This is a genomic window from Salinarimonas sp. (genome assembly GCF_040111675.1).
Classification (GTDB): Bacteria; Pseudomonadota; Alphaproteobacteria; order Rhizobiales; family Beijerinckiaceae; genus Salinarimonas.
On the sequence record NZ_CP157794.1, the window covers coordinates 3,200,389 to 3,214,499 of the forward strand.

Sequence of the window (14,111 nt, forward strand, 5' to 3'; positions counted from 1 at the left end):
GATTACTGCCCCACCGATCTCCGGTCACCGTGAAGCCAGGCCCGGTAGTCCCTCGCGTCCAAGATCAAGGAGACGAGAACGCTTGCGCTGGTAACCGTCGCCGCGAGGAAAATCGGCCCCGGCTGCAGGCCTTCGAAATGGTAGAGGAACTTCGCCAGAATCGGCGTCCAGAACACGATATGGGCCAAGCTGAGCAACTTGACGAGGCCATACCGGAGCATCAGCCATCCGCCGAACAGGATATTTCCGATCTGGCATATCATCATGGACTGAAAGAACGGGCTCTCTATATAGACCAACGGTATGATGAGCGTGGTCACCGTCAGCCAGATGAGCCAAGCCTGCAGATACAGGGGCAAGGAGCGGATCTGTTTCGCCACCCTCTCGACTGATAGTCTTTCCATCCGATTTTCTCCGCATGGTCAGCTGGACGCTGGAACGATGACGAGTTCTCGTCTCGGCTATTGCTGCACACCCGCTTTCCGGACGTGCTCGCGTCTGCTCGCAAGTCCGGGTCGAGCGCGGCTTTCGACGCGTCAGCGCGTCGCGAACTCCTCGCGCAGCGCGACCACGTAGGCCGTCAGCGCTGCGAGCGCCTCGAAGCGCTGCACGTCCGGAGGCGGCGTCACCGCCTCCCGCATGTCGTCCTGGGCGCGAGCGCCCGCGGCGGCGAGAGCTGCGGCGGCGGCGACGAGCAGAATGCGCTTCATGAGGTCCTCCCTGGCGACCGACGGCCGAAGCGCGCTCGACCGCCGCGAAGGCTCGCAGGGCTGAGCTTTCGCGGCTAGTCACGAAGCCGTGACGACGCATTCGGACGTCAAGCAATGTCTTCGCTCCGGCAGGACATTTCGTTACATGCAGACCCGCAAGACGATCTGGGCCGAATTGTCGAGTAACTTCACGCGACCCTCTCCCGAAAAAAGCGGCACAGGGGCAGCGCAGCGCCGCCCGCCGACACAGGGAGATCAGCCATGACCCATCTGTCCCGGTTCCTCGCCGCCACCGCCTTCGCCGCGATCGCCGCGCCGGCTTCCGCGCAGCACGTCAATCCCGAGGTGACCCTCTACGACCAGCCGCAGCAGCAGGATTTCTTCTTCCAGTCCCGACGCGGCATCGTTCCCGACGTCTCGGCGACGGGCAGCATCGCCCGGCCCGGCGCCATGCCCTTCTACGGCGCGCACGAATATTCCCGTACCCGGGCCGAGGACCACGACTGAAGCGCCTGCGCGTCGCCGGGCCCATCGGGTGCGTCCCGGCTGGCTCGTCCGGCGCGCCGACGCGCGCGATCCGCGGGACGCCGATCGCGAAGGCGTTCCAGTCGATCGGGGACCCGATCCTCCCGATCCGCGACACCGCGCGGGACAGCGCCGGCGACGTCGCGCGCGAAACAAGATGCGCCATCACTCGCTCTTCGTCCCGCACGACTTCGATCTGTCCCCCTGCTTCGAGCTCGTGAAGCCGCCCCTCGCAGCCGGGTTCGACGACCGCGCCATCGCCTGGACGCAGGATACCGCGCCGGAGCGGTCGTAACGAAAGCGTCCGTTCGGGCGAACAGGGAGGACCCCCATGCGCCATCGCGCCGGCCGCAGCCGCCCAGCGCCGCCCCGCCCTGCCCGGAGGAGATCCGAGATGAGAACAGACGCCCTGATCGAGACCTTGGCGAACGATCTCGACGCGCGGCCCGCCAGGCGCGGCGGCACGGCCCTGCTCGCCGTATCGGCCATCGTTTCCGCGGCTCTCTTCGCGGCGCTCCTCGGGCCGCGCGCCGACCTTTCCGCGGCGCTCGCGACGGCGCCCTTCGTCGCCAAGCCCGTGCTGACCGTCGGCCTCGGCCTCGCGGCGCTGGGCGCCGCGAGGCGGCTCGCGCGACCGGGCGCTCGGCTGGAGGGCTGGGCGATCGGGCTCGCGTTCGCGCCGCTGCTCGCGTCCACGCTCGTCGCCGTCGAGCTCGCGCACCGGCCCCTCGCCACCTGGGGCGCCGCCTGGCTCGGCGACAACGCCCTCGTCTGCCTCACCGCGATCCCGACGCTGGCCGCCCCGCTGCTCGCGGCGGCGATCCTGCTGCTGCGCCACGAGGCGCCGACGCGGCCGCGCCTCGCCGGGGCCGTCGCGGGCCTGGCGAGCGCCGCAGCCGGCGCCTCGCTCTACGCCTTCCACTGCCAGGACGACAGCGCGCTCTTCGTCGCGACCTGGTACACGCTCGCGATCCTCGGCGTCGCCGGGATCGGGGCCATCGCCGGCCATCGCTGGCTGCGCTGGTGAGGAGATCCGCCATGAGCCGAGAGATGTTCTCGCGCGAGAGCGCCGGCACCGCCCGGCGGCTCGCGATCGTCCTCGCCGTCGGCCTCGCGCTGGCGGCCTCGAGCGTGGCTCTCGCGCAGGAGCGGCTGACGCCGCAGACCGCGCCGGAGGGCTGGGTCGTGATCGAGACGCCCCACGGCTTCGAGGCGCTCTCCGCCCGGCTCGACGAGGCGGTGCGCGCCAACGAGATGGGCCTCGTGACCCGCGCGAGCGCCTCCGACGGCGCCCGCGGGCAGGGTATCGAGATCCCCGGCAACCGGGTCGTCGGCGTCTTCCGCAACGACTTCGCGCGGCGGATGCTCGAGGCGAGCGTCCCCGCCGGGATCGAGGCGCCCATCCGCTTCTACCTGACGGAGAACCCGGACGGCTCGGCGACGCTCTCCTACGCGCCGCCGTCCCTGGTGTTCGCGCCCTATCTCGACGCGGCCGGCCCGGACCTGCGCGCGGTCGCCGAGGAGCTCGACGACGTCTTCGGAGAGATCGCAGAGGATGCGACCGCACCCTGACCGCTCCGCCGTACCCGACGCGTCCGACGCAGGAGGTGACCATGCTTCGCGAGCGCAAGCCGATCGCCTTCTCACGCCTCCCGACATTCGCCGCCGCGAGGCGACCGGCGCCGGCCGGGGCGGGTCTCTACGCGGTCCGGGCTTCGTCGAAGCAGCGGACGAAGCGACGACGTTCGCCTGCGGGAGCCGCGCCGACGCGGAACGCGCCCTCGTCGAGGCGCTGACGCGATCGTCCTCGTCGGTGCCTCACCGCACGGCCGCCCCCGGCTTCGCCCCCCGTCGCCGCCCCCGATGCACCGACCCGAATGACGGAGCGATCCATGCCGAGCGATAATTACGGTCTGCGCCACTCGTGCGACGATCACGCCGCGCTCGCCGCCATGGCGGACGCGACCTTCGCCGTCGCCGCGCACCGGCCGGGCGCCGCGCCGGCGCTCGAGGCCGCCCTCGCCGCGGACCCGGGCTGCGTCGCGGCCCGGGCGCTCGAGGGCTTCGCCTGCCTGATCCTGGCGCGCCGGGAGCTGGACGCGCCCGCCCGCAAGGCCCTCGCAGCGGCCGATGCGGCGCTCGCCGCGAAACGCGGCGGCACGCCGGACGAGGCGGCCCTCGTGGCGGCGCTGGGGGACGCGGTCGCGGGCCGCTTCCGCGCGGCGGCGGACCGGCTCGAGGCGACCTGCGCCACGCGGCCGGGACTGCTGCTCCCCTTCAAGATCGCCCAGGCGCTACGCTTCATGGCGGGGGACCTGCCGGGCATGCTCGCCGGCTCCACGCACGCGCTGGCGGGCTGGGACCCGGAGGCGCCGGGCTTCGGCTTCGCCGCCGGCTGCCACGCCTTCGCGCTGGAGGAGGCCGGCCGGCTGGCGGAGGCCGAGCGCGCCGGGCGCCGCGCCGTCGCCGCCGAGCCCGCCGACGCCTGGGGCCTGCACGCCGTGGCGCACGTGATGGAGACCGACGGGCGCGTCGGCGAAGGGGTCTCCTGGATCGAGGCGGCACGGCCGGTCTGGACGAGCTGCAACAATTTCGGCTTCCACATGGCCTGGCACCTCGCCCTGTTCCACCTGGAGCGCGGCGAGATCGACGTGGTGCTGGCGCTCTACGATCGCGAGATCCGACCCGCGCCGAGCGAGGACTTCCGCGACGTGGCGAACGCCGTCTCGCTGCTGTGGCGGCTGCGCCAGGACGGGATCGATGTGGGCGACCGGTGGGAGGATGTGGCGCGTACCGCGCGGGCGCGCCGGCGGGACGCGACGCTGACCTTCGCCGCCCTGCACACGCTCCTCGCCCTCGTCGCCGCCGGCGAACGCACGGCGGCGGCGGAGTGCCTCGCGGCTCTGGAGGAACGCGCCGCGGGAGACGGCGAGCAGGCGGCTGTGCTGCGCGCGGTCGGGCTCGACCTCGCCCGCGCCCTCGCCTCCGTCGCGCCGCTCGCGCCGGTTCGGCTCGCGGCTCTGGCGCGCCGCCTGCCGCTGATCGGCGGCAGCCACGCCCAGCGCGACGTCTTCCTGCGCACCCTCGCCGCACGCGCGTCGGACCGGCGCGGGCTCGGCGTCGTGCTCGCCGCGCGCCGCCGGGTGAAGCGGCCGGACCGCTTCGCCGCGCGGCTGACGCAGAGCGCAATGCACGAGAGCGGATGCGCGACGACCGCGCTCGCCCTAAGCTGAAGCGCGAGAAGGGCTCGTCTTGTCCAGGAGAGGTCTCATGAGACGCGTCGCCGACACCGTGGCGCTCACCCTGCACGCGCATGGCGCGCGCTACGCCTTCGGCATGCCCGGCGGCGAGGTCGTCACACTCGTCGACGCCCTGAATGCCGCGGGTGTGCGGTTCCTGCTCGTACGAAACGAGACCGCCGGCGCCATCGCGGCCGGGGGGATCGGCGTCCTGACGGACGGGCCCGGCGTCCTCGTCACCACGATCGGGCCCGGCCTCGCCAACGCCGTCAACGGCATCGCCGACGCCGCGCAGGAGCGCACGCCCCTGATCGTGCTCACGGGCGTCGTCGACCGGCCGATCCGCGCGCTCTACACCCACCAGATCGTCGATCAGGCCGCGCTGCTGCGCCCGCTCGTGAAAGGCTCGTTCGAGATCGAGCCGAGTAGCGCACAGGCGACCGTGCGCCGGGCGATCGCGCTGGCGCTGACCCCGCCGATGGGCCCCGTTCATCTCGACCTCGCGCCGGGCGTCGCGGCCCTCCCCGATCCCGCCCCGGAGGCGGCGGTCGCCCCCGCGCCGACCTTCGCCCGCCCCGCGCCGCGCCGTGACGACCCGGCCCTCGCCGATCTGCGCGAGCGGCTCGCGCACGCGAACCGGCCGCTGATCGTGGCCGGCTTCGAGGCGGCGCGGGCGGGCGCGGCGGAGGCGCTCGTCACGCTGGCGCGGGCCGCCGGCGCGCCGGTGGTGACGACCTACAAGGGGAAGGGGCCGATCGACGAGCAGGACCCGCTCTCGCTCGGCGCGGCGGGGCTGTCACCCAAGGCCGACGCGGCGCTGCTGCCGGTGGCCCGGGCGGCCGATTTCGTCCTGTGCGTCGGCTACGACCCGATCGAGATGCGCCCGGGCTGGCTCGACCCCTTCGCCGCGGGCGCGCACGTCGTCGAGATCTCCGCGGCGCCGGTCGATCACGGCATGCACCGGGTGGACGCGCGTGTCCTCGGGCCGATACCGGCGATCCTCGAGGCGCTCGCCGCGGGCCTCCCCGGCCGCCGCTCCGACGCGCCCGCCGCGCCGGTCGCCGCGGCGAAGGCCGCGCTGCGCGAGGCCTTCGCCGGCCCGCAGGACCGCGCGTTCTCCCCGCACGCGGTGTTCCGGACGCTGGCCGAGGCGCTGCCGGCCGACGCGACGGTGAGCGTCGATTCCGGCGCGCACCGCATCCTCCTCTCCCAGATGTGGAACGCGCCCCGCCCGCTCTCGCTGATCCAGTCCGCCGGCTGGTGCACGATGGGCCCCGCCCTCCCCCTCGCCATGGCCGCCCGCCTCGCCCGCCCCGACGCCCCCGCGATCGCCGTGATCGGCGACGGCGGCCTCGAGATGACGCTCGGCGAGCTCGGAACGCTGCGCGACGAGCGCCTGCCGGTCGTGGTGCTGGTCCTCCAGGACGAGTCGCTCGCCCTCATCGAGCTCAAGCAGGCCCAGGCCGGCCTCGCCCGCGCCGGCGTCGGCCTCGGCGCGACCGACTACGCCGCGGCGGCGCGGGCGTTCGGCGGACGGGGCTGGAACGTGGGCTCGGTGGACGAGCTGCGCACGGCGCTGGCGGAGGCGCTCGCGGGGGAGGCCTTCGGGGTGATCGCGGCGCGGGTCGGGCTGGCGGGGTATCGGGAGGCGTTTTGATCTCTCTGAGAAGCTTGCCCGCCGATCGCCGTGAGCGACGATCGCTCTCGGACCCTATTCGTCCGCGCCCACCCCGGCCGCCCTGGTTCTGACCCATCCCGCCGGCCGCCGCCGTGGCGTTCGGGGTGGTCGGTTCGCCCCACCTGCGGCGTCGACGCCGCCCGTCGTCTTCGTGCCGACCCATAGCGTCGCCGCTTCCCGTGGTCGGGACGCGGAATTCCGCGTCGTCGACAGCGTGTGACTTTCGGGGATTTGGGGAGCGACTGGCTGGGGGACCTGGATTCGAACCAGGACTAGCGGAGTCAGAGTCCGCGGTTCTACCGTTAAACTATCCCCCAGCAGGGGCATCACGTGCCGCTCGCCGGTTAAACTCGGAGGCTCGGCCTCGGTTCCCGTCCGGCAATGGCGGCTAGATAGCGAGGCCGGTGGGGCTTGTCTACCCCCTTCGTGACGCCGGCGTGACGAAACGGTCTCAGATCATCGAGAGCGGTCGTCTCGACCGCGGCGGCGGGAAGGCCCGGTCGAGAGCGGCGCGATCGTCCGCGTCGAGCGCCAGATCCGCGGCCGCGCGATTGTCGCGCAGATGCGCTTCGTTCGCGGCCTTCGGTATCGCGACGACGCCCTCGCGGGAGAGGACGAAGGCGAGAGCGACCCGATAGGGGCTCGCCCCGTGCTTCGCGGCGATGTCCGTGAGGTCGCGCGTCGGCAGGTCGCCCTGGCCGATGGGGCTGTAGGCCATGAGCGGCACGCCGCGCCTCTGGAGCGCCGGCAGGAGATCGTATTCGGGACCGCGCTCGGTCGCGTTGTAGAGCACCTGATCGGTCGCGCAGCCCGCGCCGCCGTCGAGAGCCCAGAGCTCCTCCATGTCGTCGCGGTCGAAATTGCTCACGCCCCAGCGCGCGATCTTGCCCGCCTCCTGGAGGTCGCGGAAGCCCGCCACCGTCTCGGCGAGCGGCACGCTCCCGCGCCAGTGCAGCAGGTAGAGATCGAGCCGCTCGAGGCCGAGCCGCGAGAGGCTGCGGGCGCAGGCGGCCTTCAGGTCCGCCCGGCCCGCATTGTGCGGATAGGCCTTCGAGACCACGAAGGCCTCCTTACGCCGCCCGTCGATCGCCGCGCCGACGACCTCCTCGGCGCCGCCCTCGCCGTACATCTCCGCCGTGTCGATCAGGGTCATGCCGAGATCGAGGCCGAGCCGCAGGGCGGCGACCTCGGCCTCTCGGCGCGCGCGCTCCTCGCCCATGCGCCAGGTGCCCTGGCCGAGCGCCGGAACGGCTGTCCCGTCGGGCAGGGTGACGGTGCGGATGGCCATGCGGCGTCTCCTCTCGCGTCTCTCGCCCTGGCGCGTCTCTCGCGCGTCGGGCGCCTCAATCGGCGTTGATCACCGAGACGACGCGGAACGTGTGCATCTCGTCCATGTCGTCCTCGATCGAGACGTACTCGCCGATCTGCATCACGTGATCCCCGAGCCGGAAGGCGGCCTCGTCGTCGTCCTCGCGCGTGGGATCGTAGTCGAAGATCCAGCTGTGGCCGCCCTTGCCGCCGGCGCGGTGGACGAGATGACCGACCTGGTCTTCCTCGCCGTTCCAGAAGCGGCGCACACGGCAGACGTCGCGGCGCGAGCGCCAGGCCTCCGGGTCGATCTTCCCCTCCGGGTCGAGCGGGGCGACGATGTCGTAGCCGTGACGCTCGGAGCCGTTGGGATGGTCGTGGCTGCGCGCCAGATGCAGGGTGATTCGCTTGAAGTTGTGGGGGAGACTCATGACGCTTCCGTTCCCGTTGTGACTGCCTGGACGCCGCGATGGGAGCACGCGGCGACGCGTCGCGCCTTGATCGTGCGCAAACGACGGGCCGCCGGAGCGCGTTCCGAACCCCGGTCCGGAGAGCCTGCCCGAATATGCCGCACGATCGCCGCGTTTTCGCGCAAGGTGTTCGTCTCAGGGGGTTTCGAAACCGCCCCCGGTGCGTCTATGAAGGCGTCGCGGCGCGCGTTCACCAGGCGGCCCCACCTTCGAGTATCGGTCCGGCATGCGCAAGACGACCTCCTTCGCTAAGCGAGCCCTCGCCTTCGCCGTCGTAGCGGCAGGGCTGACGGGGCTCGTGCTGGCGCTGGCGCCCTGGACGGTGTCGTCGGACGCGCTGCGCGAGGCGGTGGCGCGGCAGCTCGAGCGCGAGCTCGCCATCGCTTTTCCGGAAGCCGGCCGCACGACGATCGCCTTCCTGCCGACGCCCCGGGTGAAGTTCGAGGACGTCGCGCTGCGGAGCCTGGACGGAACCGAGATCGCCCGCGGCGGCGCGCTGCGCGGGCAGCTGGCCTGGGGGCCGCTGCTCTACGGCCGTATCCAGATCACCGACGCCTCGCTCTCTCAGAGCCGGCTCTCGATCGCGATCGACGAAGCCGGCCGCTCGCCCTGGGACGCGGTCGTGCGGAGCCTGAAGGCGCGCATCGCGGAAGGCGGCGAGCCGGCGGTCGAGAGCTTCGGCCTGTTCGGCTCGACCCTCGTCTATACCGACGCGGCCACGAGCCGGCGCGAGGTCGTGCGCAACGTCGACGTCACGCTGTCCTGGCCGGATCCCGGAGGCGCTGCGAGCCTGATCGGCACGGCCGGCATCCGGGGCGAGCTCGTGCAGATCTCGCTTTCCGGCCTGTCGCCAGCGGCGCTCGCGAGCGGGGCGCGCAGCCCCGTCGACCTGCGGCTCTCCGGACGCCTCGGCCGCCTGACCGTGACCGGCACGATCGCCACCGGTCGCGACAGCCCCTGGCTCACCGGCAGGGTCGCCTTCGAGACGCGCTCTGCCCGAGACGTCCTCGCCTGGAGCGGCTTGCGCCTTCCGCTCGGCCCGCTGCTCGGGCCGGTGTCGCTGGACGGCGAGGCGAACGGGGCCGGCCGCACGCTCTCGTTCAACACCCTGCGGCTGACCTTGGACGGCGACCGCCTCGACGGCGCCCTCGCCGCGCGGTTCCAGGAGGAGCGGATCGCCATCAGCGGCACGCTCGCCGCCGAGACCCTCGATCTCACCCGGTACGTCGCGCCGGTGATCGAGGCCACCGATCCCGCCTCGTCCCTGCGGTATGCGCCCCTCACCTTGTCCCAGCACACGGCCGCCGACCTCGATCTCAGGCTCTCGGCCACCGCGGCCGAGATCGGCGCGGCGCGTCTCTCCGAGCTCGCCATGAGCGTTCTCGTCGCCAAGGGGCGGGTGGAGACCTCGGTGAGCCGCGCTCGGCTCGCCGGCGGCGAGCTGCGGGGCCGCTTCGCCCTCGCCGACAAGGGCGGCCCGGTGGAGATGAAGCTCGAGGTCGAGGGGACGCAGGTCGACCTCGCCGCGCTCGGCCGCGATTTCGGCGCGCCCTGGATCGCGGGACGAGCGGTCGCCGAGGTCGCGCTCGCAGGCGTGGGAGACACCTCGCAGACGCTCGCGCGCGATCTCGCCGGCTTCGTCGACGTCGCCGTCGGACCGGGCGAGTTCGTCGGGCTCGATCTCGCCGAGGCCCTGCGCCGCTTCGAGCGCCAGCCCCTCACGGCGACGCAGACGCTCCGCTCCGGGCGCACGCCCTTCCAGGAGGCCTCGGCGCGCCTCCTCGTCGAGCAGGGGGTCGGGCAGATCCTGTCCGCCTCCTTCGAGAGCAGCCAGCTTTCCGGCATGCTCGAGGGCGTGATCTCGCTCGCCGAGCGCACGATCGGCGCCAAGGCCGCGGTCGAGAGCGTCACGCCCGTGGGCGAGGGCAACCTGATCTCGGCTCTGACCTTCGCCTTCGAAGGCCCGCTCTCGGACGTGACCCTGGTGCCCGACGCCAAGGCGCTGATCCAGCGCTCGGGCGCCGCGCGCCTGCTCCTCGGCGCGCCTGTCGAGCCCGCGGCCGCCGCGACCCCGGCGATCGAGCCGGCCGCGCAGGCGCAATAGGATCAGAGCGCGCCCGACGCCGCCTCCAGAACCGCCGCTTCCTCCGCCTCGAGCCGAGCGACGTCCCCCTCCCCCAGCCCGAAGCGCGGCGCGACGTCTGGCGCGTAGCGCACGAGATCGGCGCGCAGGCGGATCAGGGCGAGGTCCTTGGCCTTGGCCTCCAGCATCATGTCGAAGGCGAGCCCCTCCGCCTGACGCAGGAAGGTCGCGACCTCGAAGGGGTTGCAGAAATCCGCATGGCCGGTCCAGACCGGCGCGAGGTTCGAGACGGTCTTCCTGCGGGTCTTCGGATCGGTCCGGGTGACCTGCCGCAGCTCCGTGCGCGGCGTCGACATGTGGACCTTCGGCACGACGCCGTCGGGCCAGGTCGCGAGCATCCGCGCGAGCGTGTCGCGCAGGGCGAGGCGCTCGGGGTTCAGGCACCAGAAGTGCTGATGGTCGAAGATCAGCTTCACGCCCGTGCGTTCGTGAATCATCAGCGTGTCCGCCGCGGAGAAGCGCAGGTCGTCGTGCTCGAGCGCCAGCCGTCGCCGCACGGGCTCCGGCAGCGTGGGGAACACCTCCGCGAATCGAAGCGCGCTCGTTCGCCGGTCGCCGTACGCCCCGCCGACATGGAGCACGAGCACGGCCTCCGGTCCGCAGCCCATGAGATCGAGCATCTCGGCCTGGGACGTCAGGTCCCAGACGCTCTTCTCGACCAGCTTCGGGTCGGGCGAGTTGATCACGACGTATTGGCTCGGATGGAAGGAGAGCCGGATGTCGAGCGCCCGCGCCTTGGCGCCCAGCGCGGCGAGCTCGGCCGCGCTCTCGCGCACCATGCCGTGGAAGCGCGGCATGTCGGGGTGCGTGGCGTAGGGCGCGAGGTCCGACGAGAGCCGGTACATCCGGATGTCGTGGCGCGCGCAATGGTCGAGGATCGCGCTCACGTAGTCGAGCGAGACCTTCAGATGAGGCTCCGAGGCAGCGCGGCGGCTGTCGTTCGACTTCAGATCGTCGCGCGCCATCACCTTGACGGGAAAGCCGAGGCGCGCGGGTCGGGCGTGCGGGGGCGGGCCGTGTGGAGGAGTGGTCGCGTCCATGGGCCGGCAACGCGCCCCCCGCGGCCGGGGTCCCTCAGCGCGCGCTCTCGCCACGGGCCATCATGCGCATGAGCAGCAGCACCGGCAGGATGCCCACCGCCACGATGGCGAGCGCACCGGTCGCCGCCTGGGTCAGGCGCTCGTCGGAGGCGAGCTGATAGACGCGCACGGCCAAGGTGTCGAAGTTGAAGGGCCGCACGATGAGCGTCGCGGGGAGCTCCTTCAGCACGTCGACGAAGACGATCAAGGCCGCCGTGAGCAGGGAGCCCCGCAGCAGCGGCGCGTGCACCCGCGCCACCACGCCGCCGGGCCTCTCGCCGAGCATGCGCGCCGCGTCGTCCATGGTGCGGGGGATCTTCAGGAAGCCCGATTCCACCGAGCCGTAGGCGATGGCGAGGAAGCGCACCAGGTAGGCGAAGAGCACCGCGACCACGGTCCCCGAGAGGATGAGCCCGGTCGAGATCCCGAAGGCGTCGCGGAAGAAGCCGTCCACCGCGTTGTCGAAGGCGCCGAGCGGCGCGAGCACGCCGACCGCCACCACGGTGCCCGGCACGGCGTAGCCGATGGTCGAGACGCGCACGAGAGCCCGCAGCGGCTTGCCCTGGGAGAGCCGCGTCGCATAGGCCAGCAGCACCGCGACGCAGACGAGGAGCACGGCCGCCATGCCCGCCAGGATCAGCGAGTTGCCGGCGTAGCGCCAGAAGCGATCGCTCATGAACGGGTCGCCGCCGATCAGGTGCAGCCGCAGGAGGATCAGCACCGGCGCGACGAAGCCCACGACGACGGGAATGGCGCAGGCCACGAAGGCGAGCGCCGCGCGCCAGCCGCGCAGGCGGAAGGCGGGTCCCTTGCGGGCGCCGCGCCCCACCTGGGTGTAGCGTTGCGATCCGCGGGCGTGAAGCTCGAGGGCGATGAGCGCGAGCACGAAGACGAGGAGCCCCGTCGCCAGCTGCGCCGCCGCCGTCTGGTCGCCCATGCCGAACCAGGTGCGGTAGATCGCCGTGGTGAAGGTCCGCACGCCGTAATATTGCATCGTGCCGAAATCGGCGAGCGCCTCCATCAGGGCGAGCGCGGCGCCGGCGGCGATGGCGGGGCGGGCGAGCGGCAGGGCCACGCGGAAGAAGGCGCTCCAGGGCCCGTGCCCGAGCGCGCGCGAGGCGTCGAAAGCGTTCGCCGTCTGCTCCAGGAAGGCCGCACGGGCGAGCAGGTAGACGTAGGGGTAGAGCACCGCCGTGAGCATCGCGCTCACGCCCCAGACATTGTAGACGTCAGGAAACCAATAGTCGCGCGGCGTCGCCCAGCCGAAGAGCTCCCGCAAGCCCGTCTGCAGCGGCCCGGCATAGGCGAGGAAGTCGGCGTAGGCGTAGCCGATGATGTAGCCGGGAATGGCGAGCGGCAGCAGAAGCAGCCAGACGAAGGCCTGCGAGAACGGGAAGCGGCACTGGGTGACGAGCCAGGCGCTCACCACGCCGATCGAGATCGAGCCGAGCCCGACCACCAGCACCAGGATGCCGGTGTTCGCCAGGAGGTCCGGCAGGATCGTCGAGGCGAGATGCGCCATGACGTCGGTTCGCGGCGAGAGCAGGCTCGAGGCGACCGACAGGATCGGCAGGAGCACGAGCCCCGCCACCAGCGCCGTGGCCGCGACGAGCGCGCGGGGGGCGCGCGAACGGCTTCGCCCCCGCCGGGTCCCGGCGAGGGCGAAGCCTTCCTTCATGAGGCCGGTGGCGACGGCCGGGGTAGCCCCCGCCGTCGCCGTCTCGGTCCGCCGCATCACTTCCAGCCGGCCCGATCCATGATCATGAGGGCCTCGGCGTTGTTCTGGGCGAAAATCTCGGCCGAGAGGTCGTCCTCCTGGAACTCGCCGAGCGTCTGGATCCACTCGGGAGCGGCGACGCCCTCGACGACCGGATACTCGCTGTTGCCCTCGGCGAAGTACGTCTGCGCCGAATCGGAGGCGAGGTACTCGAGGAAGAGCTTCGCCGCCTCGGGGTTCGGGGCGTTCGCCGCGACGCCGCCGCCGGAGATGTTGACGTGCGTGCCGCGGCCGTCCTGGTTCGGGAAGACGACGCAGATCTGCTCGGCGACCGCGCGGTCCTCGGGGTTCTCGGAACGGATCAGGTTGCCGAGATAGTAGGTGTTGGAGATGGCGAGATCGCCCTCGCCCGCCGCCACGGCGCGGATCTGGTCGGTGTCGCCGCCGCGGGGCTCACGCGCGAAGTTCTCGGCGAGGCCGCGGGCCCACTCCTCCGTCGCCTCGGGACCGAGCGCGGCGAGGATCGAGCCGGTCAGCGACTGGCTGTAGATGTTGGTGGAGGAGCGGCTGAGCACGCGGCCCTCCCACTCGTCGTCCGCCAGCGCCTCGTAGGTCTGCGGCGGGTTCTCGACGCGGTCGCAGGCGTACATGATCACGCGGGCGCGCTTCGAGAAGCCGAACCAGAAGTTCTCCGGATCCTGCAGGTAGTCGGGGACGCGCTCCTCCAGCACCTCGGAATCGACCGGCTGGAAAAGGCCGGCCTGCTGGGCGCGCTCCAGACGCCCGGCGTCGACCGTCAGCAGCACGTCGGCCGGGGAGTTCTCGCCCTCGGAGATCATGCGCTCGATCAGCTCGTCGGCGCCCGCCTCGATACGGTTGATCTTGATGCCGGTCTGCTCGGTGAAGTCCTCGTAGAGCGCCTCGTCGGTGTCGTAGTGGCGCGACGAGTAGAGGTTCAGCTCCCCGCTCTGCGCGACGGCGAGGGCCGGCAGGCCGACGAGGCCGGCGGCGAGCACGGTGCCGGCGAGAAGGGTGCGGCGAGCGGTCGAAAAGTCGGTCATGGCGTGTCTCTCTCCCTGATCCGGGCGGTAAAGGCGCCCGGGCGAGCGAACCTGTCCGCCGGCGGCGCGCGAAGCGCAGCTGCGGCGTCGGGCGGCATAAAGACCATTCGCTCGCAAGACGTCAAGCAGAAATCGTAAGCTTAGAAGCGTTGAAAAGAACGGATTTCCAGTCGAGAATCGT

The 14,111-nt window shown here is 72.1% G+C and carries 14 protein-coding genes and 1 tRNA gene; 7 read left to right on the forward strand and 8 right to left on the reverse strand.

From position 1 onward, the window contains the following. Positions 1-2 precede the first annotated feature (2 nt). Both ABL310_RS14825 and ABL310_RS14830 read right to left on the reverse strand, forming a co-directional pair. Positions 3-380, reverse strand: a complete 378-nt coding sequence (locus tag ABL310_RS14825; protein ID WP_349367784.1) for a hypothetical protein — start codon at positions 378-380, stop codon at positions 3-5. Between the two features lie 156 nt (positions 381-536). Continuing rightward, positions 537-710, reverse strand: a complete 174-nt coding sequence (locus tag ABL310_RS14830) for a hypothetical protein (RefSeq protein WP_349367785.1) — start codon at positions 708-710, stop codon at positions 537-539. A gap of 261 nt (positions 711-971) precedes the next feature. On the opposite strand from ABL310_RS14830, the gene ABL310_RS14835 reads away from it, so the two are divergent. From ABL310_RS14835 to ABL310_RS14860, 6 genes are all read left to right on the forward strand, one after another. Next, the gene (locus ABL310_RS14835; protein ID WP_349367786.1) at positions 972-1,217 is read left to right on the forward strand and encodes a hypothetical protein; all 246 of its coding nucleotides are present in this window, start codon (positions 972-974) and stop codon (positions 1,215-1,217) included. A 175-nt stretch (positions 1,218-1,392) separates the two neighbouring features. Further along, a complete protein-coding gene (locus ABL310_RS14840; protein ID WP_349367787.1) occupies positions 1,393-1,530 on the forward strand; it encodes a hypothetical protein in 138 nt (45 codons plus the stop codon). Between the two features lie 99 nt (positions 1,531-1,629). Beyond that, positions 1,630-2,262 (forward strand): NrsF family protein, encoded by a 633-nt coding sequence (locus ABL310_RS14845; RefSeq protein ID WP_349367788.1) that lies wholly within the window; start codon positions 1,630-1,632, stop codon positions 2,260-2,262. Between the two features lie 11 nt (positions 2,263-2,273). After that, complete coding sequence (locus tag ABL310_RS14850) at positions 2,274-2,807, forward strand: DUF302 domain-containing protein (protein ID WP_349367789.1); 534 nt, start codon at positions 2,274-2,276, stop codon at positions 2,805-2,807. A gap of 320 nt (positions 2,808-3,127) precedes the next feature. Further along, positions 3,128-4,468, forward strand: coding sequence for a tetratricopeptide repeat protein (locus ABL310_RS14855; protein ID WP_349367790.1), 1,341 nt, complete (start codon positions 3,128-3,130; stop codon positions 4,466-4,468). A 37-nt stretch (positions 4,469-4,505) separates the two neighbouring features. After that, positions 4,506-6,131 carry a thiamine pyrophosphate-binding protein gene (locus ABL310_RS14860; RefSeq protein ID WP_349367791.1) on the forward strand — a complete coding sequence of 542 codons (1,626 nt, stop codon included), beginning with the start codon at positions 4,506-4,508 and terminating at the stop codon, positions 6,129-6,131. Positions 6,132-6,395: 264 nt separating this feature from the next. On the opposite strand, the gene ABL310_RS14865 is transcribed toward ABL310_RS14860, so the two are convergent. The 3 genes from ABL310_RS14865 to ABL310_RS14875 form a co-directional block, all read right to left on the reverse strand. Continuing rightward, positions 6,396-6,469 (reverse strand) — tRNA-Gln (locus ABL310_RS14865). A gap of 134 nt (positions 6,470-6,603) precedes the next feature. Further along, on the reverse strand, positions 6,604-7,440 hold the full coding sequence (locus ABL310_RS14870) for an aldo/keto reductase (RefSeq protein WP_349367792.1): 837 nt from the start codon (positions 7,438-7,440) through the stop codon (positions 6,604-6,606). 55 nt (positions 7,441-7,495) lie between these two features. Then, complete coding sequence (locus tag ABL310_RS14875; RefSeq protein WP_349367793.1) at positions 7,496-7,891, reverse strand: hypothetical protein; 396 nt, start codon at positions 7,889-7,891, stop codon at positions 7,496-7,498. A 265-nt stretch (positions 7,892-8,156) separates the two neighbouring features. Between ABL310_RS14875 and ABL310_RS14880 the strand changes: the two genes are divergently transcribed. Beyond that, positions 8,157-10,034: an AsmA family protein gene (locus ABL310_RS14880; RefSeq protein ID WP_349367794.1), complete on the forward strand. Its 1,878-nt coding sequence runs from the start codon at positions 8,157-8,159 to the stop codon at positions 10,032-10,034. Positions 10,035-10,036: 2 nt separating this feature from the next. Here the strand turns inward: ABL310_RS14880 and uvsE are convergent, their stop codons facing one another. The 3 genes from uvsE to ABL310_RS14895 are packed head-to-tail and all read right to left on the reverse strand — an operon-like array spanning position 10,037 to position 13,930. Continuing rightward, the gene (gene uvsE, locus ABL310_RS14885) at positions 10,037-11,113 is read right to left on the reverse strand and encodes a UV DNA damage repair endonuclease UvsE (RefSeq protein WP_349367795.1); all 1,077 of its coding nucleotides are present in this window, start codon (positions 11,111-11,113) and stop codon (positions 10,037-10,039) included. Between the two features lie 34 nt (positions 11,114-11,147). Next, positions 11,148-12,887: an iron ABC transporter permease gene (locus ABL310_RS14890; protein ID WP_349367796.1), complete on the reverse strand. Its 1,740-nt coding sequence runs from the start codon at positions 12,885-12,887 to the stop codon at positions 11,148-11,150. Further along, the gene (locus ABL310_RS14895; RefSeq protein WP_349367797.1) at positions 12,887-13,930 is read right to left on the reverse strand and encodes a Fe(3+) ABC transporter substrate-binding protein; all 1,044 of its coding nucleotides are present in this window, start codon (positions 13,928-13,930) and stop codon (positions 12,887-12,889) included. The genes ABL310_RS14890 and ABL310_RS14895 overlap by 1 nt, the downstream gene beginning before the upstream one ends. Positions 13,931-14,111 lie beyond the last annotated feature (181 nt).

Coding starts and splice junctions, on each gene's coding strand:
- ABL310_RS14830 (WP_349367785.1), bottom strand. CDS start 710: ATGAAGCGCATTCTGCTCGTCGCCGCCGCCGCAGCTCTCGCCGCCGCG.
- ABL310_RS14835 (WP_349367786.1), top strand. CDS start 972: ATGACCCATCTGTCCCGGTTCCTCGCCGCCACCGCCTTCGCCGCGATC.
- ABL310_RS14840 (WP_349367787.1), top strand. CDS start 1,393: ATGCGCCATCACTCGCTCTTCGTCCCGCACGACTTCGATCTGTCCCCC.
- ABL310_RS14845 (WP_349367788.1), top strand. CDS start 1,630: ATGAGAACAGACGCCCTGATCGAGACCTTGGCGAACGATCTCGACGCG.
- ABL310_RS14850 (WP_349367789.1), top strand. CDS start 2,274: ATGAGCCGAGAGATGTTCTCGCGCGAGAGCGCCGGCACCGCCCGGCGG.
- ABL310_RS14855 (WP_349367790.1), top strand. CDS start 3,128: ATGCCGAGCGATAATTACGGTCTGCGCCACTCGTGCGACGATCACGCC.
- ABL310_RS14860 (WP_349367791.1), top strand. CDS start 4,506: ATGAGACGCGTCGCCGACACCGTGGCGCTCACCCTGCACGCGCATGGC.
- ABL310_RS14870 (WP_349367792.1), bottom strand. CDS start 7,440: ATGGCCATCCGCACCGTCACCCTGCCCGACGGGACAGCCGTTCCGGCG.
- ABL310_RS14875 (WP_349367793.1), bottom strand. CDS start 7,891: ATGAGTCTCCCCCACAACTTCAAGCGAATCACCCTGCATCTGGCGCGC.
- ABL310_RS14880 (WP_349367794.1), top strand. CDS start 8,157: ATGCGCAAGACGACCTCCTTCGCTAAGCGAGCCCTCGCCTTCGCCGTC.
- uvsE (WP_349367795.1), bottom strand. CDS start 11,113: ATGGACGCGACCACTCCTCCACACGGCCCGCCCCCGCACGCCCGACCC.
- ABL310_RS14890 (WP_349367796.1), bottom strand. CDS start 12,887: ATGCGGCGGACCGAGACGGCGACGGCGGGGGCTACCCCGGCCGTCGCC.
- ABL310_RS14895 (WP_349367797.1), bottom strand. CDS start 13,930: ATGACCGACTTTTCGACCGCTCGCCGCACCCTTCTCGCCGGCACCGTG.